Source organism: Methanolinea mesophila, assembly GCF_017873855.1.
GTDB lineage: Archaea > Halobacteriota > Methanomicrobia > Methanomicrobiales > Methanospirillaceae > Methanolinea_B > Methanolinea_B mesophila.
The window spans coordinates 559870-582037 of the sequence record NZ_JAGGKR010000001.1 but is presented as its reverse complement, the minus strand read 5'-3'; the positions used below and the strand labels follow the sequence as shown (position 1 = coordinate 582037).

At 54.4% G+C, this 22168-nt stretch carries 21 protein-coding genes; 4 read left to right on the top strand and 17 right to left on the bottom strand.

Annotation, left to right across the window (positions count from 1 at the left end):
- Both J2741_RS02770 and acsB read right to left on the bottom strand, forming a co-directional pair.
- Positions 1–963, bottom strand: coding sequence for an acetyl-CoA decarbonylase/synthase complex subunit delta (locus tag J2741_RS02770; RefSeq protein ID WP_209673520.1), 963 nt, complete (start codon positions 961–963; stop codon positions 1–3).
- Positions 964–970: 7 nt separating this feature from the next.
- Positions 971–3001: an acetyl-CoA decarbonylase/synthase complex subunit alpha/beta gene (gene acsB / locus J2741_RS02765; RefSeq protein WP_209673519.1), complete on the bottom strand. Its 2031-nt coding sequence runs from the start codon at positions 2999–3001 to the stop codon at positions 971–973.
- 224 nt (positions 3002–3225) lie between these two features.
- Between acsB and J2741_RS02760 the strand changes: the two genes are divergently transcribed.
- From J2741_RS02760 to J2741_RS02750, 3 genes are all read left to right on the top strand, one after another.
- Positions 3226–3504 carry a glutaredoxin family protein gene (locus J2741_RS02760; protein ID WP_209673518.1) on the top strand — a complete coding sequence of 93 codons (279 nt, stop codon included), beginning with the start codon at positions 3226–3228 and terminating at the stop codon, positions 3502–3504.
- Entirely contained in the window at positions 3501–4010 is a 510-nt protein-coding gene (locus J2741_RS02755) for a ferredoxin-thioredoxin reductase catalytic domain-containing protein (RefSeq protein ID WP_209673517.1), read from the top strand. Before J2741_RS02760 ends, J2741_RS02755 begins: the two co-directional genes overlap by 4 nt.
- Before the next feature lie 73 nt (positions 4011–4083).
- Entirely contained in the window at positions 4084–4422 is a 339-nt protein-coding gene (locus J2741_RS02750; RefSeq protein WP_209673516.1) for a hypothetical protein, read from the top strand.
- Here the strand turns inward: J2741_RS02750 and J2741_RS02745 are convergent, their stop codons facing one another.
- Positions 4423–5007 carry a carbonic anhydrase gene (locus J2741_RS02745; RefSeq protein WP_209673515.1) on the bottom strand — a complete coding sequence of 195 codons (585 nt, stop codon included), beginning with the start codon at positions 5005–5007 and terminating at the stop codon, positions 4423–4425.
- A 157-nt stretch (positions 5008–5164) separates the two neighbouring features.
- Between J2741_RS02745 and J2741_RS02740 the strand changes: the two genes are divergently transcribed.
- On the top strand, positions 5165–5914 hold the full coding sequence (locus J2741_RS02740; protein ID WP_209673514.1) for a heparan-alpha-glucosaminide N-acetyltransferase: 750 nt from the start codon (positions 5165–5167) through the stop codon (positions 5912–5914).
- A 97-nt stretch (positions 5915–6011) separates the two neighbouring features.
- On the opposite strand, the gene J2741_RS02735 is transcribed toward J2741_RS02740, so the two are convergent.
- From J2741_RS02735 to ahaH, 14 genes are all read right to left on the bottom strand, one after another.
- The gene (locus J2741_RS02735; RefSeq protein ID WP_209673513.1) at positions 6012–7895 is read right to left on the bottom strand and encodes a sensor histidine kinase; all 1884 of its coding nucleotides are present in this window, start codon (positions 7893–7895) and stop codon (positions 6012–6014) included.
- A gap of 94 nt (positions 7896–7989) precedes the next feature.
- Positions 7990–9318 (bottom strand): response regulator, encoded by a 1329-nt coding sequence (locus J2741_RS02730; protein WP_209673512.1) that lies wholly within the window; start codon positions 9316–9318, stop codon positions 7990–7992.
- An 801-nt stretch (positions 9319–10119) separates the two neighbouring features.
- Positions 10120–11802, bottom strand: coding sequence for an adenine deaminase (gene ade, locus J2741_RS02725; protein ID WP_245249362.1), 1683 nt, complete (start codon positions 11800–11802; stop codon positions 10120–10122).
- Positions 11786–12145 (bottom strand): hypothetical protein, encoded by a 360-nt coding sequence (locus tag J2741_RS02720; protein WP_209673511.1) that lies wholly within the window; start codon positions 12143–12145, stop codon positions 11786–11788. Before J2741_RS02720 ends, ade begins: the two co-directional genes overlap by 17 nt.
- A gap of 410 nt (positions 12146–12555) precedes the next feature.
- On the bottom strand, positions 12556–13770 hold the full coding sequence (locus tag J2741_RS02715) for a phosphoglycerate kinase (protein WP_209673510.1): 1215 nt from the start codon (positions 13768–13770) through the stop codon (positions 12556–12558).
- Between the two features lie 30 nt (positions 13771–13800).
- The gene (locus tag J2741_RS02710) at positions 13801–14427 is read right to left on the bottom strand and encodes a V-type ATP synthase subunit D (protein ID WP_209673509.1); all 627 of its coding nucleotides are present in this window, start codon (positions 14425–14427) and stop codon (positions 13801–13803) included.
- A gap of 6 nt (positions 14428–14433) precedes the next feature.
- Entirely contained in the window at positions 14434–15825 is a 1392-nt protein-coding gene (locus J2741_RS02705; RefSeq protein ID WP_209673508.1) for a V-type ATP synthase subunit B, read from the bottom strand.
- Positions 15822–17588: an ATP synthase subunit A gene (locus J2741_RS02700; RefSeq protein WP_209673507.1), complete on the bottom strand. Its 1767-nt coding sequence runs from the start codon at positions 17586–17588 to the stop codon at positions 15822–15824. Before J2741_RS02700 ends, J2741_RS02705 begins: the two co-directional genes overlap by 4 nt.
- On the bottom strand, positions 17579–17881 hold the full coding sequence (locus tag J2741_RS02695) for a V-type ATP synthase subunit F (RefSeq protein WP_209673506.1): 303 nt from the start codon (positions 17879–17881) through the stop codon (positions 17579–17581). Before J2741_RS02695 ends, J2741_RS02700 begins: the two co-directional genes overlap by 10 nt.
- A 1-nt stretch (position 17882) precedes the next feature.
- On the bottom strand, positions 17883–18941 hold the full coding sequence (locus tag J2741_RS02690) for a V-type ATP synthase subunit C (RefSeq protein ID WP_209673505.1): 1059 nt from the start codon (positions 18939–18941) through the stop codon (positions 17883–17885).
- 10 nt (positions 18942–18951) lie between these two features.
- On the bottom strand, positions 18952–19530 hold the full coding sequence (locus tag J2741_RS02685) for a V-type ATP synthase subunit E family protein (RefSeq protein WP_209673504.1): 579 nt from the start codon (positions 19528–19530) through the stop codon (positions 18952–18954).
- Between the two features lie 12 nt (positions 19531–19542).
- Positions 19543–19791: an ATPase gene (locus tag J2741_RS02680; protein ID WP_209673503.1), complete on the bottom strand. Its 249-nt coding sequence runs from the start codon at positions 19789–19791 to the stop codon at positions 19543–19545.
- 3 nt (positions 19792–19794) lie between these two features.
- Complete coding sequence (locus J2741_RS02675; RefSeq protein WP_245249360.1) at positions 19795–21747, bottom strand: V-type ATP synthase subunit I; 1953 nt, start codon at positions 21745–21747, stop codon at positions 19795–19797.
- 4 nt (positions 21748–21751) lie between these two features.
- The gene (ahaH, locus tag J2741_RS02670; protein WP_209673501.1) at positions 21752–22081 is read right to left on the bottom strand and encodes an ATP synthase archaeal subunit H; all 330 of its coding nucleotides are present in this window, start codon (positions 22079–22081) and stop codon (positions 21752–21754) included.
- Positions 22082–22168 lie beyond the last annotated feature (87 nt).

Genomic DNA, 22168 nt, shown 5'->3' with positions numbered 1-22168 from the left:
TTATTGCGCCTCCGGGCGTCTTGTAACCGTGCTTCCGGTGAGACCTGCCAGTGAATCTTTTACCAGGGGGACCGACCCGGGGTGCCGGACGCATACGATGGCCGCTCCTGCAACCGCTGCTGACAGTGCAGAACAGTATTCCCACTTTATCGCAGCCTGACCCTGTTCCCCGTGCGGAGTCTCACGGACTTCCCTGACGTTCAGGGTATCGACCGGGGCACTGATCATCGGCATCGCAAGATCTCCATCGCCCTTGAGTGCGGCGAAGCGTATCCGCTCCATGACCGAATAGGAATACTCGAACCCGTACCCGAGTGCGCCGGTATAGGGGTCGATCACGACCCGGTCCGGGGGAACCCCGATCTCCCTGAGCAGGATGTTTAGCTGTTTGGCGAGGTTGATATCGATGGGGGACTGGGCGATCAGCGGATGGTGGTAGGCCATTGCGGCAGCGGCAATACTTCGGTAGCGACCCGCCTCCGCGGTCCCCAGGAGGACCCGCTCCCCTTCTGCGGCCTCGCCGCACCGCTGGAACACGTCGCTGTCTATGGCAGGGTCGATACTTCCCTCTATGATAAGGGGGAGCCCGGTCGCCTGCAGCACCGCTTCGACAGTGCGACGGATCCCGGAAAAATCCGAAAATCCCCTTCTCCTCGTGCTGTTCAGATAAAGCCGGATCAGGTCCGGCCGATGGTCTTTTTCCACGTGCCGGGCCCATTCTCCCGTATCGTGCATCACATCGCCTTCGTCGGCCCGGACGATCGGGGACCACAGTTCGGGGTCGTCGCAGATCTCGAATGCCACCAGGGGTCTGCTGCCGCCGGCGGTACCGGAAAAGAACGGGAGGTCATCGTCTCCGCCGATGGTGTACCGGACCGACCGTGTCCCCCCCTCTTCCCTGGTCGCCCCGATGGTGACGGTGTTCAGTCTCCCGTTCCATTCGAATAAAGATGGTAACGTCATGATAACCTCAGATAAGCGGGTGCATATCGAGCGCCGGATGTTTCACCCTGATCAGGAACACGGTAAGGTCTTCTATGGTCGGAGCCGTAGTTTCATCGGCGATCTTTTCGAAAAGGCCGTCAAGCCCTCTCTTTACAAACTCTTCTTTCAGTCGGGGGCCAAGTTCTTCCCGCAACAGGGAGGGCATCCAGACCAGGCGGGCAATTCCTCCTTCCGCCTGGAGAAATTTCTCGCTCAGGATGTAGTTCTTCGAAATCCCCGCAAATCCGGGGGTCTGGGCTCCCCCGCCGATCGTCCCGGCCAGGGTCGAAAAGGTCATCCCCGAGGGGGTGACCCCCTTCCACTCCCGGTTCACCACCATAAAACCGTTCACTTCGGGCAGCATGAGGACGATACATTCGAAGCAGCCGCAGCAGGTCATGGGGTACTCCATTACCCCGTACAGGGAACAGCGGTCGACTTCGCCGTGCGAGGCCTTTTTGACGAACCGGTTCACTCCTTCGTACTCCCCCCGGAGGGTATCGATCACCGCGCCCTTTTTTACCGGCTGGTTCGCCCCCGCAGGGGCGATCTCGTAGGCGATTCTCCCGTCGAGCCAGCTGATCGCTCCGCAGAGCGCGGGTCTTTCAGGGGTGATGATACATACGTGGTTGGGAGCGAAGGTCTGGCAGAGCGTGCAGGAATAAAAAGTATCCACGTCCTTGTCCTTCATCCCGCGGATACGCTGATCCCTTTCTTCGTAGACCCGTTCGGCCTCTTTTTGGGCTTCTCTCACTTTTTTCTCATCGGTGATCAGGGTCACCTGCACCGCATCGAGGAGATCGGGAAAGTCCATCCTGAATTTTGCCGCGAGAAGGTCCCCGAGATGGCGGATCCGCACTCCTTTCTTCACCGCCTCGGCAGACAGCCTGACCCAGATGAGGTCCCGCTGGGCTACGTGCCAGGAGCCTTCCCCGTAATTGATGAAGTTATGGATCCTTCGTTCCAGCACAGGTTCGTACTCTTTTTTTATCGATCTCCCGGATACGTCCACCAGGATCGCGAGAGGCATCGCGGATCCCTGTTGCATATCCTCTATCTCCGGCCCGATCACCTGCACTTTCCCGTCCGTGACCTCATCTGCGGGTTTTTCGCGGAGCAGTTCGAATGCCGGGGACCTCCCCCCGCCGAACTCCACGTACATTTCCTCTTTCCTGATGCTCTTCCCCTCAAAGGCAGGTGAACACCCCATAGGAATGGGAATCGCGGTTACGTTGACTTTGATCCCCTTCTCCTCCATCCCGCGGCCGACAAGGTCGTCGAGCGGGGCCGTTATCCAGCCCTCTCCCTGGTAGTCCGCGGGGGTAATCAGGGGGATCGAGAGTGCCTTCAATGCATCGACGAACGCGATCTCCTCATCGGAGAGCCCTGGAAACACTATTACGAAGGCTTTTGCCCGCTCCTTTGCGTAGGCGACCAAACGGTCCGCATCACCGGGAGCCACCCCCCCGAACATCATGGCGACCCTGGCGATAATATCCACGAAGTGCACGGCCTGCAGGGGTTCGGGACCGAGCGGGACGAGCCGGAAATCGGTGCCTACCTTCACCCCTTTTCCAACGAGGGAGGGGACCACCTTTCCCGCCAGGAAGGTGAGCATGAGTTTCTCCTGGAGTTCACGACAAATTCCGGCCGCTTCATCTCCCGTTTCAGGGGAACCGATAACCAGTGCGAGACCAAGGATGGACCCGTCGACCAGCGAGTACCCCAGTTTCCTGAGCACGGCATCGGGAATGAACCCGGTGTAGGGCTCCTCCGGTCCCGGGCGAGGCACCTCCCCGGATGCGATCAGGAGCTCTGTCCCGACCAGGGAGCTCCCGCCGGCCGCCCTGTATACCTCTTTTCCCTCTGCGGCTGAATGGACGGGTCTCCCCGTGAGGGCATAGGACACCGGCAGGTGGTAGGCAGTCTCCTCGTAAAAAAAATCACCCTGCAAACGGGAAATTTTCTCCCCGATCAGTTCGTTTCCCCTTATAACGGCATCTTGTACATCCTTCATGGCTACCTGACCTGTATTCCTATCTCCACCGCTGCCCGAAAAGGGTTTTGCATGGTGCCCCGGGGATGACGGAAATGTCAACCGGATACACGATCACCCGGCAGGAACACCTCAAAATAACCTAAAATATTCGAAAGAAATCCTTGACGGTTTCCGGCATTATGCCTGATACCTTTAATACTCCGCTCTCCTATCATATCGTTGATTGACCGGAGATCTCAGAGATGAAGATGGAACACATTCCGGGAAGGAATAAAGGAAAGATCGTCCTCTATGCATTGAGTACCTGCGGATGGTGTGGAAAGACCAAAGAGCTGCTGAATACGCTCGGGGTTGAATATTCTTTCGTGTTCGTCGACCTCCTGCCACTCGATGAAAGGGAGGAGGCTTTCAACGAGATGCAGCGGTACAATCCCCATGGGTCGTTTCCCACCCTGGTGATCGACGACCGGAGGGTCATCATCGGGTTCCGTGAAGATGAGATCCGGAGTGAACTGGGATGAACATCCAGGAGCCAACCGCCCAGGAGATCGAGACAGAGTACCGGCGCCTGAACCGTGAGGCGGAGGACGGTGGCTACCATCTTAACCCGGACCGGGAATTTACCGGAAACCTGGTCAGGGGTCTGATAATCAATATGCGGAGATATGGTTACCCCGCATGCCCCTGCAGGCTGGCGGGCGGAACGCGGAACGAAGACCTTGATATCATCTGTCCGTGCGACTACAGGGACCCGGATCTCAACGCATACGGGGCATGTTATTGCGCGCTCTACGTATCCGGAAAGGTGATTTCCGGGGATCAGAAGGTCGGTTCAATACCTGAGCGGCGGCCACCCAGGGATAAGCGTCTCCAATTTGTCTCCCCGGGCGTCACTGGAAAGAGTGCAGAACTTTCGCATCCTGTCTGGCGGTGCAGGGTTTGCGGATATCTCTGTGCCAGGGATGCCCCCCCGCTGATATGTCCGATCTGTAAGGTCCAGCAGGACCGGTTCGAGCGTTTTCTCTGAACATTTTTTTAGACCGTCCCGCGATGTGGAAGATTCTGAACGATGAAATACTCTGATTGACCATAGTACACCCATGAGCGCTATCCTTGTAGAAGTCGTGGGACTCAAAGATTCATCGTGTTCCCCGTTCCCCTGCGATAATACCAGGTCCTGCGGGCTCTATGACTGCCATCCTTCGGGCAAACTGGTCCCCGCATTTGAAACCCTGAAAGCGGAGATAGGTGAACAATACGGAGACTCGGTGGAGCTGAAACTGATCCTCCTTGACGAGGGGATGCCAGACCGGATAAAAGAGATAATTGCCTCCCAGTACCCCCCTATACCGTTTATCCTTATCAACGGTACTCTCACTCCTCTCGGAAGGATCTCCCTTCCCCAGCTCCAGAAAGAGTTGGAGCGCCTGATCTCCTGATCAGGTTATTTTTTCAAGTGTGCCGGTGGCAAGGTTGTAATAGAGCCCGTAGATTTTTACCCTGTCGTCCGCAAGGGCGGCGCGAATGATGGGGTACGTCTTCAGGTGTTCGATCTGGAGCCTGACATTTTCCATCTCTATCTCCTTTGAACGTGCTTTCCTCTCCTCGTCATTGGAAGGAACGGGGATCCTCGCATCGACCCTGGTCTTTGCATCGCAGGCATTGTTCAGCCAGAGCGGAATGTAGCTGTCCCCCATGCTGTCTTTATCGAGGGCCTTTATTGCCCCGCACTCGGAATGGCCGCAGATAACTATCTCCCTGATCTTGAGATGCGCGACCGCGTACTCCAGGACCGTAGCGAAATTCCAGTCATGCATGGGGATAATATTCCCGATATTCCTCTGAACGAAAATTTCCCCCGGTTTCGCCCCTGTTATCCTTTCCGGGTTTACCCTCGAGTCCGAACAGCCAATCCAGAGCACTCCCGGGCTCTGACCGAGCACAAGGTTCCTGTAATACTCGATATTCGCATTAAAGTCGTTCTCACGAAATTTCAGATTTCCAAGTATCAGATCTTCAATCATCGCCATCACCAGTAATCCCCCGAAAATCCTCCTGGATTCGCGGGGAGTGGATTTCCACACTGGTATTTTACCGATGAAAGACATTAATTCTTCTAATTTATGGCGCGGCAACAAGAAGAGAGATTTTCTCCCGCCCGGGCAAACTTAGAGGAATAATATGCAGCAGACCCACGTGACGCAGAGGTTCTGGGAGATCGACACGATGAGGGGGGTCGCGATCTGCATGATGGTCCTCTTTCATACCCTCTTCGACCTGACATTCCTCGGTGTTGCTGCAATCCAGGTAAGTACGGGCTTTTGGCGTTACTTCGCCTACGTGACCGCATTTCTGTTTGTATTCCTGGTGGGGGTGTCCCTTACCATAAGCTCGGCGCATGCGAGAAAAGTCCTCTCACCACGGGCATATTACCTCAAATACATTCGCAGGGGACTATTCATCTTCGGACTGGGACTCGCGGTAACCCTCGTGACCTGGATCATCATCGGCCCCTGGTTCATAAGATTCGGAATTCTCCATCTCATCGGGATCTCGATCATCCTTTCGATACCGTTTCTCCGGTTCAGATGGATTAACCTTGTCGCCGGTATCCTGGTCATTATTGCAGGAGAAGTGGTGCATACTATCAGGGGACCGGACTGGCTCCTGCCTCTTGGCATTCACTCCCCGACCTTCTACAGCGTGGATTATACCCCGCTCCTTCCCTGGTTCGGGGTGGTCCTCCTGGGGATATTCCTCGGGAACCTCGCGTACCCCGATGGGAAAAGACGATGTAAGGTGCCTGACCTGAAATTTCCTCTCCGGAACGGGCTCGTATTTCTCGGGCGACATTCCCTCGCAATTTACGTCATCCACCAGCCGGTGATCATTCTCCTGATCATGGCGGTTACCGGGACCCGGATATTGTAGCCGGCAGGCCGGTTATTTCAGGAAGCTGTGTTCATAGAACAGGATTCAGGGTCTGCAGGAGGAACCGCCGGAGTATGTTCCGGGAAGATTCAGCGGTTCAGATCGCTCTCTTCAGGGTGAACTGGAAACTGCAGCCCCCGTGGTGATCCCCCGGGACCACGTCTTCCAGCCAGATCTTCCCGCCATAACGTTCGACCAGTGTTTTTACGATGTAGAGCCCAAGGCCCTTTCCGGAACCCTTTGTCGTTGAGGTCTGGAAACGATTGAATATCACTTCTTTTAATTCGTCAGGGATACCGGGTCCGTGATCGGAGACCGATATAACCACATCGTCGTCTCCTCGCTCGCTCACGCCGACCTCGATCGCCACGTCCCTTCCCCCGAATTTCAGGCTGTTCCCGAAAAGATTGGTAAAGATCTCCCCTGCAAGGTCGTCTGCGAGGACCATGGGAGCTTTTCCCTCGTAGCGTATGCGTGCATCGGGATAATGTGCCATCTCCGCCTTGATGACACGGTCAAGATCGATGGACTTGAGGTTTTCCCGTCTCTCATAGATCTTCCTGATGGTCTCGAGGTTCCTGATGACCTCTCTGCTCTTCTGAATTCCTTCGATCATCTTCCTTGCAATATCACGGGCTTCTCCCGAAAGCATCTCGGTAAGCAGGTCGCCATACCACAGAGACGCGAGGTTCGCATTATTTATGTCATGCATCAGGATATCCAGGTAGAGGTTCGCCCGTTGATTCGCTACCGCCAGGTCTTCCGAGAGCCGGATTTTCGTGATCGCAGTTCCCACCTCCGTACCAAGCGATTCGAGCACATCCTTTTCGTCGGGGGTGAACTCGTGAGGCCGACGGGTGGCAAAATACATCGCACCCAGGGGGCCGTCGTCGCTCACCAGGGGAATTACGGCTCCGGCGCCGAGCAGGGAGGGTTCTGACGTTGTTTTTCCCGGTTCCGGATAATAGGTCGCCACCTGTTGTTCGATGGAATTAAGCCATTCCTTCGCGGCTTTCGATTCATCGCGGGTAATCCCCCGGTAAAGGGAATCATCTCCCTGGCGCAGCACCTCTTCGCCGTGGGTTTCGGTTCCCGAAAGCCGGCACCCGCAATATTCGAACCCCAGCAATTCCGCGATCTTCCCCATCGCGGACTGCGTGAGCTCCCGGACTGAAGTGGCACCGCTGGTGCTGCCTATTACCTGGTTAATGGTGGAAAGCTGGAGATTCCGGCTCTGGAACTGTTGTTCGTACTGTTTCCTGCGTGAAATATCAGTAAAGGTCAGCACGATCTGGGAACCGGGAAGTCGCGCACCGGATACAAGGACGGGAACATTTCCCCCCTTCGCGGGGTTCAGTGCTGACTCGAATCCTGAGACCGATCGGTCCTCCTTGATTTTTTCAAGGAATTCCTCCCTTGAGGCATTCTCTTTCCAGACCTCGGAGAGTGATGTCCCCACGAGTGCCGCGGGATCCTCTTTTACCATCTCTGCGCCCCTGTTATTCACCTCCATTATCTGGAGCCCCCGGTCACCGTTCCGGACCAGGAAAATGCCGGTCTCCGAATGATCGAAGATTCCGTGATAACGGGATTCACGCTCCCTCAACCCTCCCGAAAGGGAGGAAATGACCACCGCGATCGCGACAAGCACGTAAAAACTGGCCGTGGTAACCGCAAAGGTAAGGATCGCAAGTTCCCGCGTATCATAGAGAAAGACGAGCAGAACTTCGAGAACACCGAGAAACACCGCAAAAATTACACCCTGGCGGGGAAACCAGTATGCCGCCACGGCAATAGGGATAAACAGGAGCAACGGGGTGATAAGGGAGATCCCATGCAGTATCCCGGCCAGAGAAGCCGTCAATGCGGCAGCCGTGATGACTATGACGATGAAAAGCTGCAGCCTGGCCCTGCCGGAAAGGTTCCTGAATCCGGCAATGATGTCCTTTCCTGCAATACCCTGAGAGGCGGGACTCCCCATAGAATACTAGTCTATGGATTCCAATTGCACAAGTACATTACTGTTCACTATCTCCCGGAAATTTCCCGCATCTTAAGGAATAAACGAAGATGTTCTATTCATAATTTTTTTGAAGGCTCTGGCGGAGGATCATCTGGGCATGATCAAAAGATTTGCGCGCTTCTTCCATCCTTCGAAGTTCCTTCAGGCAGACGCCCCGGTAATTCCATGCATTGATATTTTTATTGTCCATGGTGAGAACCTGGTCGAAACATTTCAGGGCTTTTTCGAAATATTCGAAGTCACCGGTACTCTTTCCTATCTTTTCCAGACATTCACCCTTGAAATAATAGATATCAGGATTGGAGGGTGAGAGCGTGATCACCCGGTCGAAACACTGTATTGCCTCTTCGTACCGCCCCAGTTCCTTAAGACAGATCCCCTTGTCCTGCCACGCCTGTACATGTCCAGGCTCCATCTCTATGACGCGGTCGAAGCACTGGATTGCGTCCATGAATTTTCCCTGTTTATAATAGAGGTCCAGGCCTTTTTTGAACCAGGCATTTGCCGATTTCCCGAAGATCCTGTCGAAGACTCCGATCTCCAGTTCCTTTTCTTCTTTGATTGCCCGGTCCCGTTCAAGGGTGCGAATCTCGGTGATATCACGGATCGACTCGATCGCCCCGATCAGTTCTCCCTTTGGATTGTTTATCCTGGTCGCCCTGATCCAGAGTGTGGCCGCTTTGCCCATTTTCCGTGCTTCCGAGGTCTCCGCTACGAGAGAATTACCCTCGTTCCGTATGTTGGTGTAAGAGAATCGTGAGAGATCTTCTTCCGGTCTTAGGATGAGGTCGATAAGCATCGGCCTTGGTTTCCCGTAAAACAGCGCCGAATACTCATGGTTGGTCTTCCCCAGCATATCGGCGGCCTTGACCCCAGTAAGGATCTCCATCTCCCTGTTCCATGAGATAACTCTGCCATCCCTGTCGATTGCAAACGTGGCATCCGGGAGATTCCCTATGATCTCCACCATAAGGCGATCCGATCCGCGTAACGATTCCTCCGCGACCTTTCTCTGAATTGCCTGCCGGATCATCCTGTCAAGTTCTGCGAACTGCGAACGCGGGTCTTCTCCCTTCTGGAGATAAAAATCGGCACGGTTGTTCAGCGCATCCATCGCCACGTGCTCCCTCCCTTTTCCGGTAAAGATGATAAAAGGAGTCTGATCCCCTTCTGCCCGGAGAATTTTTAAGAATACGATGCCGTCCATCAAGGGCATCTCGAAGTCCGAGACGATGGCATCGTAGGTCCTGGTTTTTATTTTTTCCAGCGCCTCCAGTGCAGATCTCGCCGTTTCAACCTTCATTTCCCCGGAACGCTCCAGGAACAGCCTGGTTATCTCAAGCAGAGCGGGTTCGTCATCCACAAATAAAACGGTAATCATGAGATGCTCCGGGGTAAGGTATACTTAATTGAATTTTATTTCTCCTGACAGATATAATAATTATCTGATTCGCATTTATCTTATTTTCCCCGGGTATAATATCTGCGGCACCCCTGGAAAGATGCAGGTAATTTTCACCCATAAATGCGGCGCTCCCGGATATCGGAATGAATTGGGCTACTGGTTACGGCATCGGGGAAAGCAGGGGTTTTTTCTTCATTTCGAGCGTAATATCTCGAAAAAAACATAAATTGAGCCCTGAATTTTTCAGTGATGTATTGGTGATATTTTACGGATCACTCAGCTATCCACGTCGCATTTTACTAAAACCAGCCTACTAATTTATATATGTAAAAACAAAACACAACCTATGGTGCACCGGTCCCGACGGCGATAATAGTCCCTGCATGCGGATATTCATTCAAGGTGGCATCATGGAAGGCTCCGCTGCGGACGATGACGGGATTGTTCCCGGTACACCCTTATTGTTCTCCACTATTCCTGCCGGATGACGAGGCTATTTTCTGAAATAACGTGACCTGATTCCGAATTGAGCCCCTGTGTTCCGGATTCGGCAGGTGGAATGCTATACTCCGGATAAGACCCGTCGGGGGCGTTTCATTTCATCCCTGTTAAACAAGTCCCGTCCACTCATACCAATTGGGATAGTTCTTCCCGGACCGGATCTTTCGGGTGAACCTGCAGTTCTCAAAAAACATCACGGAGAAACGGGAAGGGGAGCGAAAAAAAGGGGGCGGATTCGATCAGGGCTCGAATCCGGGATGATTTCGAAATACCTGCCTACTTTTCTGTCGGGATAAACAGCGTGGTCCTGGCAAACCGGTCGACGTCCACCAGGCCACGATCTGATATACGGAGGTGGGGGATTACCGAGAGCGAAAGGAAGGAGAGGTACATGAAGGGATCTGCGATTGCACCCATATTGGTCGCGTGCTGGTTCAGCGCTTTTAATCCGGAGTATACCTCCTGGTAGGGGGAGAGTGACATAAGCCCGGCGCATTCCAGCGGGAGAACCGTTTCCTTATTCCCGCTGACCGCCACCAGCCCCCCGCACGAGTCTATCACCCTCCCGACGGCCCTGATGATATCGCGGTCGGATGTTCCCGCGGCCACGATATTATGGGCATCGTGGGCAACACTGCTGGCGAGGGCCCCCTGTTGCAGGCCCAGGCCGTGAACGAGGCCAATGCCGCAGATATGGTCATGATACCGGTTGCAGACCACAACTTTAAGGATATCCCTCTCCAGGTCGGGGATATCCCCCGAATCGAGGTTCATGACCAGTTTTTCGGTGAGAATCTGTCCCGGGATAATCGATATGACCTGTGCATCCCCGGAACCTTCGATCTTGAGCATATCGGCCGTGGGCGGAGCGGTCCTTATGGAATGGCTGACACACGATCTCCGGACGAACGGTTCCATGATCACCTCACGGCCCTGCTTGAACGTCCCTGCCACCTCGAACACCTCTCCTTCCCCGAGGATACAGAAATCTGCGATCTTCCCGGGTGCAATGACGCCCCGGTCTTCAAACCCGAACCGCAGGCAGGGAGAGAGCGTGGCCATCCTGAGGGCGAGTTCGGGCTCCATGCCGTAACTCACCGCTTTTCTCACGCAATCGTCTATCTGTCCCATTTCTACCAGCATGTCCACGTGCCGGTCGTCGGTTGCAAAAGCACACCGGAAAGAGGTGGCGGGCGTTACCACCGGATAGAGGTCCCGGAGGTTTTTCTCGGTCGAACCCTCCCGGAGAAAGATGTACATCCCTTTTTTAAGTTTCTCCGTTGCTTCCCCGAGGGAGAGGCATTCGTGATCGCTCTGGATCCCGGCGAGGATGTAGGCGTTGAGATCTTTCCCCGACAGGAGCGGAGCATGCCCATCTATACGGGAACAAATCCTGATCTTCTCCCATACTCCCTGGTCCATGGAGAGCACTCCCGGGACATTCATCATCTCGGCCAGTCCTGGAATTCCGGACCTTCCCCTGAACACCCCGAGGTCGGATGCCGAAAGTACTGCGCCGCCTTCATCAAACGGGCTGGCGGGCACACACGAAGGGAGCATGAAGAATATATCGATGGGAAGCCCTTCGCGCTCGGATACCATGTACTCGATCCCCGCGAGACCACAGACGTTTGCGATCTCATGCGGGTCCGCCACGACAGTCGTGGTTCCATGGCTCACCGCGAGACGTGCGAATTCACCGGGTGAGAGCAGGGAGCTTTCTATGTGAACATGTGCATCGATCATCCCGGGAATTACCCGTCTTCCCCTGAGATCCACCTCCCTTATACCTTTGTAGTCACCAATTCCGACTACGATGCCATGTTTCACCGCGAAATCTACCTGATCCCATGAGAGTGCGTAGGGGTTGAAAAGAAGGGCATTCCGAAAGATCACATCAGAAGGAAGTTCTCCGCGGGCTGCACGCATAAGCGTGGGCATATCATCCGACTTCGACATCGCGGATCACCACATATCGTCGTTCATCCCCGGTCGAAAGGGACATGTAAAATTTATAGCTTCCGTTTTCAAGGGGCATGGGAATGAAAAGAGCGCTCTCCCCGGGCTTTAGCGAGATCAGTTCCGATCGCTGGAGGACTTCATGCTGCGTGAAATTGTCCACCCGGTATACGGTTATTTTCAGAATGCGGATGGTGGAATTTCCCTCATTGTTGAACTGGACGTTGATCCCGCCATCGGAATAGGAAACGTCCCCGATCCCGAGAGAAAGGCAACCCGCAAAAGAACACGCTCCGATCACCAGCGCCAGGACCGCGAGGAGTTTCCACCGGAGGTAGGCCATAGTAGGAGATCGACTGCACCGGCTGAAATAAGTTCTGATCTGACGTCTCATCATGAATGGAAGGGCATAACAAGGGGCGTTCTTAATCCCTGTGAGGTCAGGAGAGTCTTTTCGAACAGTATTCCTTACTGGTTACCTCATTTTCCGGTGACATTCCTGGGGGGCCTACCCTGACCAATGGGCAGACCCTGGCGATACCTCTTAGAATTGAGCATATCCTTCGGACGGATGATGATTCCACTGCGGCACCAGACAGGCGTCTTTTTCATCTCCCCTTCCGGGGAGAGGTTTCCCGGTTCAGAATAATGAAGAACGGAGAGAATACTGTCCTGGTACGGAGTCATATCCGGGCCGGTCGGGCGCCGGAAGAGGCCAAAAAGCGGCCTTAAAAATAAAAATGTGGTTTAAAATCAGCCGAATATTTCCCTGGAACGTTCAAGCGCCTCGACGGCAGGGAGTTTTTTTCCGGTGAGAAATTCGATGCACGCGCCACCCCCGGTCGAGATGTGAGTGAAATCCTTCTCGATCCCCATCTTCTCGATTACGACCGCGGTGTGGCCTCCTCCCACCACCGAAAATTCTACCCTGGATGCAGACTTCAGGAGCTCGTAGGTCCCGGTTGCAAAATCTTTCTCCTCGAATACTCCTGCCGGGCCGTTGAACACGACCGTTCCGGAATTCTTCAGCTCGGCCGAAAAGGCAGCGATCGAGTCCATTCCTACGTCGAGGACGGGCATTTCCCCGGGAATGGCGCTTACGGGGTATTCCACGCGTTTCCCCTCTTCCCTGACCGCGACCCAGTCCGGGACCAGAATCCGGTCCTCGAACATTTTCAGGAGTTCTCTCGCTTTTACGACCTCGGGTTCATACTTCAGCTGAGAGATGAGCTGGGTCGAAGGTTTTCCGATGTCGTAGCCCATCGCCAGGAGGAATACATTCGCGACGACCCCGATCGCGATGACCCTGTCGGCAATCCCGTCGTTGAGGACGTGTTTCGCAACCTCGATCGAATCGTCTACCTTGGTACCCCCGAGCACAAAGGTAACAGGTCTCGGTGCTGCCTGCAAAACCCGGCTGAGGGTAAAGACTTCCTTCTCCATAAGCAGTCCTGCGACTGAACGCATGACCATGGGAAGGCCTACCATCGTCGGCTGCGAACGGTGCGCGGTACCAAACGCGTCGTTCACGAAAATATCCCCCATCGCCGAGATCTTCTTTACCAGATGAGTCTTTGCCGCTTCTTCCGGTTTTAACGTCAGGTTCTCCTCCGCGTTGAACCTGATATTTTCCAGCATGAGCACCTCTCCGGGTTTCAGTGCACGGACCGATTCCCTGGCGCACTGACCGAAGATATCATCCACGTACTTCACCGGTCGACTTATCAGCTGGGCAAGTTTCTCCGCGTGGGCCTCGAGCGTGGTAAAATCCTTTTTTCCGGGCCTGCTCTGGTGAGTGAGGATTACTACCCTGCTTTGAGCGAGGGCCTGGACCGTGGGAACGTGTTCGCGGAACCGCTTATCGTCAAGAATAGTACTGGAAGTGGGATCAATGGGGGAGTTGAGGTCGAGACGGAGGAGAACCGTCTTTCCTTCGACTCCCGCTTCGTTAATCGTACCTATCGGCACACAAATCCCTCTTTACCGGTATGTTCCCCTTTACTCGTTCCTCGCTTTAATCTTTTTCAGGCGGAACAGTTCTTCGCGTTCCATCTCGTCGAGGCGCATCTTGATGAAGTCCCTCGCCTCGGTGAGCTCGGGGATGACCTTGAACTCGAGTGCGTTCACCCGCCTTTTCGTGGACTCGATATCGTCGAGGAGTTTTTTCATGGTGGTCTCGATCTCGGCGCTCTCGATGATTGCCTCGACCAGCTCCTCGAACGACCCGGCGGTCTCGTCTATGACCGAAGTGGTCCCCAGGAGCCCGTAACCCCTATCGACAAGGCCCTTTTTCACTTTCGAGGACTCGATCTCGGGTACGACGACCCCCATGATGTTCTTGCTCGTGAGCGAGATCTGGGGGACCTCCTTCACTGAGAATGCGGCCGACTTAACTCCGATCGAACCTTCCACGGTGTTTGCCAGGGCAAGCATCCGCATCGCCCTGGCATGCCGCTCCTGGAGCGCACCCCGGCTGTTCTTGGCCTGCTCGAGTATCTTAAAAAATTCGAGGATGAGTCCGTCACGCTTCATCTTGAGGATCTTGTATCCTCTCTCCGAGAGGGCTATCCGCTTTTTAAGACCGATCAGTTCCGAACGCGTGGGCTTGACATCTCGAAGGGCCATGAATAATTACTCCTTCACCGCAGCAGTTGCTTTGAACTTGGGGTGGTACTTGTTGATCAGGTCGCGGTCGATACGCACCAGCTGTTCCACCGGCAGCGTTGACAGGAGTTCCCAGCCGAGATCCAGGGTATCCTGGATTGTGCGGTCCTCGTCGTATCCCTGCTTGACAAACCGGTGCTCGAAGAGATCCGCGAATTCCAGGAACATCCGGTCGCGCTCCGAAAGAGCGTCCTTTCCGACGATGGCGACGAGGCCCCTGAGATCGTTCCCCTCTGCATATGCAGCGTAGAGCTGATCGGAGACCTTTTTGTGGTCTTCCCTGGTGTGATCCTTCCCGATACCCAGGTTCATCAGACGGGAGAGCGAGGGGAGCACGTTGATCGGCGGGTAGATGCCCTTCCTGTGAAGGTCACGGTTGACCACGATCTGGCCTTCGGTGATATACCCGGTTAGGTCCGGGATGGGGTGGGTGATATCGTCACCGGGCATGGTCAGGATCGGGATCTGGGTCACGGAACCCTTCTTGCCCTTGATGATCCCTGCACGCTCGTAGATGCTGGCGAGGTCGGTGTACATGTATCCCGGATAGCCACGCCTCCCCGGCACTTCTTCTCTCGCCGCGCCGATCTGTCGCAGCGCTTCGCAATAGTTGGTCATATCGGTAAGGATGACCAGCACGTGCATACCAAGTTCGAATGCCAGGTATTCCGCGGTCGTAAGCGCGAGACGCGGGGTGATGATACGTTCCACCGCCGGGTCGTCGGCCAGGTTGAGGAAGACCACTGCCCGTTCAAGCGCACCGGTCCGCTCGAAGTCCTGCATGAAGTGGTTCGCTTCTTCCTTAGTGATACCCATCGCGGCGAACACCACCGCAAACTCCTCGACAGAGCCGGGAACTTTGGACTGGCGGGCGATCTGAAGTGCCACGTTGTTGTGGGGCAACCCCGCCCCACTGAAGATAGGCAGTTTCTGGCCACGGACGAGCGTATTTGTCCCGTCGATGGTGGAGATACCCGTCTGGATGAAGTCCGAAGGGGAACCCCGGGCGTAGGGATTGATAGCGGCACCGGTGATATCGAGCCGTTTTTCCGGTACGATATCGGGACCGCCGTCGATCGGTTTTCCTCCGCCGGAGAGGATGCGCCCAAGCATCTCTTTTCCTACCGGCATCTTGATCGTTTCACCGGTAAACCTGACCCCGCTGTCCCTTCCGATCCCCGCGGTGGTCTCAAAGACCTGGACCACCACCAGCTCGTCGCTGGTATCAAGGACCTGGCCCCGCTTGATGGACCCGTCGAAGAGGACGATGTTGACCAGCTCACCGTATCCTACCGGTTCGGTCTTTTCAACAAAGACCAGAGGTCCGGCAATTTGGGTTATCGTCCGATATTCCTTCATGCTGCCGACCTCAGTGTGTTGAATTCGTTCTCCATGTCCTTCTCGATCTTCTCCAGAGCCGGCTTGTAGTCCTTGATGAACTTGATCTGGGGGAGTTCGTTCTTAGACTTGACTCCCAGAATCTGCGTGGGAGTGACCCCCGCAGCCTGTGCCGCATATGCCAGATCTGCAAAATGCCTGATTGCCTTCATCATGTCATACTGCTTGCCCATGTCGCAGAACGTGTCGACCGGGTCGTACGCGTTCTGCTGGAGGAAGATCTCCCTGATCATCCTGGCGACCTCGATGGTCACCTGTTCGGCCTCGGGCAGGGCATCGGATCCTACCAGCTGGACGATCTCCTGGAGCTCGGCCTCTTTCTGGAGGATTTCCATGGCCCATGAACGAATTGGGTTCCATTCGGGAGAAACCTCTTTGTCATACCAGTCGTGCAGGCTGTCAAGGTACAGGGAGTAAGAGTTCAGCCAGTTGATCGCCGGGAAATGTCGCCGCTGCGAGAGCTTGGCATCAAGTGCCCAGAATACCTTTACGATACGAAGGGTGTTCTGAGTAACCGGTTCGCTGAAATCTCCGCCAGGTGGGGAGACCGCCCCGATAACCGAGACAGAACCCATGCCCCCGTTCTTGGTAATCGCTCTTCCGGCACGCTCGTAGAACTCGGAGAGGCGTGCCGCAAGATAGGCGGGGTACCCTTCCTCACCGGGCATTTCCTCGAGACGGGAGGAGATCTCACGCATCGCCTCCGCCCACCGGGAGGTGGAATCTGCCATCAGCGAGACGTCGTAGCCCATGTCACGGAAGTATTCGGCGATGGTAATACCGGTATACACCGACGCTTCACGTGCCGCCACCGGCATATTGCTGGTGTTGGCGATGAGCACGGTCCTCTCCATCAGGGGTTTTCCGGTCTTCGGGTCCTCGAGTTCGGGGAACTCGGTGAGCACTTCGGTCATCTCGTTCCCGCGTTCGCCGCACCCGATATACACCACGATCTCCGCGTCACTCCATTTGGCGAGCTGCTGCTGGGTGACCGTCTTCCCGCTCCCGAAAGGACCGGGAATGGCAGCGGTACCACCTTTGGCGATGGGAAACAGCCCGTCGAGAATGCGCTGCCCTGTGATAAGGGGAACCGTCGGGTTGAGTTTCTCCTGAACCGGACGGGGTACCCGTACCGGCCACTTCTGCATCATGGTGATCGCAGATCCGTCATCCAGGGTGCAGACCACCTCTTCCACCGTGAACGAACCGCTCCTGATGCTCTTCACGACCCCGCCCTTCATGTTGGGCGGTATCATGATCCGGTGCACGATATTGGTCTCCTGCACCTCGCCGATGATGCTTCCCGGTCCTACACTGTCCCCGTCCTTGACGAGAGGTTTGAATTCCCACTTCTTTGCATGATCCAGACCGGGTGCAGATACTCCTCTCTCGATGAAATCGCCCATCTTTTGCACGAGTACCGAGAGCGGTCTCTGAATCCCGTCGTAAATACTGGTGAGAAGGCCCGGGCCGAGCTCCACGGCCAGGGAGAGGCCGGTGTTTTCCACGGGTTCTCCCGGCCGTATCCCCGAGGTATCCTCGTAGACCTGGATGATGATATTGTCACCCTGGACCTTGATCACCTCGCCCATCAGCTCCTCGTTCCCTACCTTGACCACATCGTACATATGTGCGTCAAGGTTAACCGCGGTCACCACCGGGCCGGCAATCCTTTTCAGGACACCTTTCTCACTTTTGGTTGCTGTACTTGCTTTCACTTCCACAGATCAACACCCACTGATCTTTTTATTCGCTCCCGGAGCGATTCCCCACCTTCGTCTCCGCCAATGGCGATCACGGTGGGTTTTACCGAATCTTCGAGGATGGTCCTTAACCGTCGCGGGATCCGGTCCATGTCGCTGCCTTTCAGGACCAGGATGCCCACCTCGCTGTCCGCCAGGACCCGGTTCACCTCTTCTGCCAGTTTTTCATCCGATTCCGCCACATAGGTCTTCTGGATCCCTGCGAGTCTGAAACCGAGGACGAATGAACTTTCACCAATCACTGCAATCTCCATTTCAGATCACCAGGTATTGCTTCAGCTCCTCGCCGGGAAGCTCCGCCGCCTTCCCGCGGGCAATTGCCCGCAGGTTGAAGACCTCGTATTTCTTCCGCTCGAGATACGCCAGGATAGGATGAATGGAGAATGGATAGATCTTCGCCAGTTTTTCCATCTGCTCAATCTGCACCCGGATCAGGTCGATCTCTATCTCGCGGAGAGATCCTTTTTCCCTCAGGGATTCCAGGATCTGAAGCAGTCCCGGTGAACGGATCTTCATCTTCATCGAGTCGATGAACTCGCTCTGGGACTCCATACTGATCATTCGCTGGAATTCATCCTCCGTGAACGTGGCTCCCGGGATGAACAGATCCCTGGCGTCTTCCTGCATACTGTCAGCCCTGAGTCTGAACATGTTCCTGATATTTATCAGATCGATATCGAGTTCAAGGAATTTTTTGAACTGGATACCGCCCCGGAGACCAGCGCCGGTTTCGGAGAGGAGATCCCCGTAGAACTGTTTGTAGAGTTCATTTTCCATGTGGGAAAACACACCGGATTCGAGCGCTGCCGGAAGTTCGCGGGCAATCACCGGGTAAATCCTTCTACCCTTCAGCAATTCGACTATCCGCTCTATCGATTCCTCGGAAAGAAGACGGTCGAGGAATACCCGATCGAGCTCTCCTGCAGGGATCAAAACCTCCTTTATCTTACCGGGTCTGGATCCCTGGGACTTGCCCCGGAGGATGGTGAGAATGTTCTGGATATCCCACCGGCGGAGGTACAGCCTGGTGAAATCTTTCAGGTTCCCGGGTGCGATCTCGATGATCTTCTGGAATTCCTTGGCCATGTTCCAGGAGATGCCGATCTCGATCAGGTCAACCCCTTTAAACGATGTGGCCAGCTCATCGATCTCTTTTTTGTACTCGGTCTCTTCGATGATACGAGCAATCTCGGGCAGACTCATGTTGAGCATCCGTAGGTACTCTTCCCGGGGCAGGAGTTTGGACTTTCTCACCCGCATACGGGTGCATACATAGATGTAAGGAGCCGGGCCTCCTCCCCTCGCCGTTACCATTTTTCACCTCCTACCGAAACAGGATGTCTGCTGCGTCTTTTAATCTTGCTTCCCATACGATGTCCAGGAAATTCCGGTAGCTGTAATCTATCTGCAACTCGCCATCCATGCTTTCCAGAACGATCCCACCTTCTATATTCACCGGATCTCCAGGCGTATAGGTCCTGAATTCGGGATCCTTGGACAAGATATCCTTTAATGCATTAAGATCACGCTGGTTGGAATGGACAATACCTTGCGGAATTTCCGTCTTGGCTTTTTTCAGGAGTTTTACCATCGTTTCCTTATGGAAACTTTCAGGGAGGCCCGAAACAGAGGTGAGTGTGGATTTATAGACCTGGTCCAGAAGCGATTTCTGGGCATTGAGCAGGTCCCGTTTCACTACCAGATTCGCGGCGGATACTTCCTGGCCCTGGATGTGGGTTACCTGCTTGTCCACCTCTTCATTCGCGGCGATCTTGATCTTTTCGGCGCGATTTTGTGCAGATTTCAGGATTTTTTCGACTTCATCTGCAGTCTCTTTCCTGATCGCCGCAGCCTCTTTCTGGCCTTTATCCCTGATCTCGTTTACGACCGATTCCAATCCCATAGTCGGCCCCTTTCAGAAGAGCAGGAGCAATGCAACCACAAGACCGAAGATGACGATGGTTTCCGGAATAACAGTCAGCAGGAGGACAAGACCGAAGAGATCCTTGTTCTCTGCGGTTGCACCAACTGCCGCGGAACCGATTCCCATTTCGGCGACACCTGCGCCGATGCCTGTCAGCCCGACTGCAAGTCCTGCACCGAGTGCTTTGAGTCCTACCTGCGATGCTTCAACCATTTCAAGGGTCATAACTGCGTCTGCCATTGTTTAATCCTCCGTAAATTTTCTTTTCATTCCAAATGGGTTGTACTTCTCTCCTCCACCTTTGTAGAATTTGGTGAAGAATTCGACATAATGTAACCTGATTGAATGGAGTCCTCCCCCGATAATTCCGAGCAGAAGGTTAAGCACCTGCCCGATCACGAGTACCAGGATTCCGAAGATTACAATAACTACCCCTACAGGGGTCAGATTTTCCAGCTGGGGTTCAATGATCATTCCGATGGCGATGAAATTGACCACAAGGGCAATCGCCACCGAGGATAGTCCCACCGCCATCAGACGGGCGTATGAGAGCACGTGGCTCACGATAGTCGGGATTTCCACGATCTCGAGGGTGTTTTCCATTGCGATGAACACAATTCCCAGGACAAGCATCACCCCGCCGATCACGGTGGCAAGGTTTAGTCCGAATCCAACCGTTGGGGCCGAGGTGAAGTCCGGCATATAGGGGATTGGGAAAATCGACCAGATAGCGGATAACAGTCCCCACATCACGAGCAACCAGCCTAAATTGGCTAGAATTGCCTTTATCCGGTGCGAGCCGTGATCCTGCCGGGCATGATTGATAATTCCGAGAACCCGGCCGACAGTGATATGCAATATCCCTATCCAGATCGTGATAATGAGCAGTTCGGGTATAGCCGCGCCCGGCCCTTCGCCTTCACCGCCTATGTTCAAATGCCTGCTTGGCAAAATGGGATGCCACGGAAGTTCAAATCCGAAGAACTCAGAATACAGCGCTCCGAATATGATAGTCGATATCGCGGCGTTCCGGAGCACCTTCAGGAGCATGATTCCCTCTTCTCCTTTGAAGAACTTCCGGAGCCCCAGGGCCAATGCCAGAAGGATTATCCCATAGCCAAGGTCACCGAGAATGAAACCGAAAAAGATGGGAAATACTATCGCCACCAGGAGAGTCGGATCAAGTTCAGTATATCTGGGCCTGGAATAGATATCCATCAGCATCTGCGTGGGTTTCGCAAAATTTGGATTGTGATATTCCACGGGAGGAGTACGCTCCTCGATGTCAATTGGAAGCTCGGTCACGAAGACCTTCCCGCCAGTCACCCCGGTGAGAGAATCAGAGATATCCTTTACCTCCGCCGAAGGTACCCACCCTTCGGCAACGAACGCCAGATCAGTGGTGGCGAACCTCAGGGGAGCCTCATTCTGCTCGACTTGTGCCGAAAGAAATTCGTCACATGCCAGGAGAAATTCAGAATGCTTCAGTTTGACTTCTTCGATCTTCGCATCGACCGTCTTCATCTGTCGCTCGACGTCCCCGACCCCGGCCCTATACTCATCTATCCGCGGTGCTGCGGCACCCTGTTCCTTCGGGATGGGAATGGGGCGGAATTCGGCGTCGAGCAGGATTCTCTCGATCGTATCGCGTTGCTCGTTGGGAGCTACGATCACGATGAGATTGCCCTCTTTGGAGGGCTGGTAGTAGCGTTCATGAGGTACTGGAATTTCTATGTTACGGGCCACGAAACCGGCAAATACCGTCTGTGTCCTGTATCCCTGGAGCAGGTCAAGATCGATGGGGACTGCCGTGAAAGGCCGAAGTTCCTCGATGTTATCCTCAAGGCCCTTCTTCTGTGCCTCGAGTTTCGAGCGTTCTCCGACCAGATCTTCCACCATCTGCTCGACCACGGGAAGCTCTTTCTCAATAAGATCCTTCATACGTGAAGTTCCAACCTTTGCTTTAGGGTCAAAAACTTCCGGATCGATCATAAACGTGTTCTCGATCCCCCGGATCTTGATCAGTGCACTTGATTGTTCTCCTGCACCAGGGAGTGGCATTCCAATTTTAAAGCCTTCGAAACCCTCTTTTCCCTGATCGACAAAATCCTCGATATGGAATACGCCACGCCGGAACAATTCGGCGATAACCGGTTCCATCTGGTCTTTCTGGGCCGCAATCAGCAGCCTGCTCATTTTCCTAGGAGCCAACATGGAGCTGCTCCTTGAAGCGGGATACCAGAAGTTCTACAGCTCTGTCAAGGTTCTTTTTGCCTTTTTCAGTGAGGGCCTCTGCCTGGACTTTTCCCTCAGAAATGATTTCTTCGTGTTTTTTCTCTGCCTGCTGGCGTGCATCGGCCAGCCTGGTCTTTTTATAGGCCTCTGCATCACTTGATGCCTTGGCAATCAGATTGTCAGCTTCAAGTTCTGCCTGAGCGATACGGGTCTTTCGCTCGTCACGTGCCGTGTTGACCAGCGATTGGTACTCTTCTTCTGACTTCTTGATCTGTTGCAATACCTCAGTCTTCATCCAACCCTCCTCTCACGGCATTCAAATATTTGACAGGAATTGTTCTTATACCTGTTGTTCTATAATTTATCCAGAAAACGCCTCCGA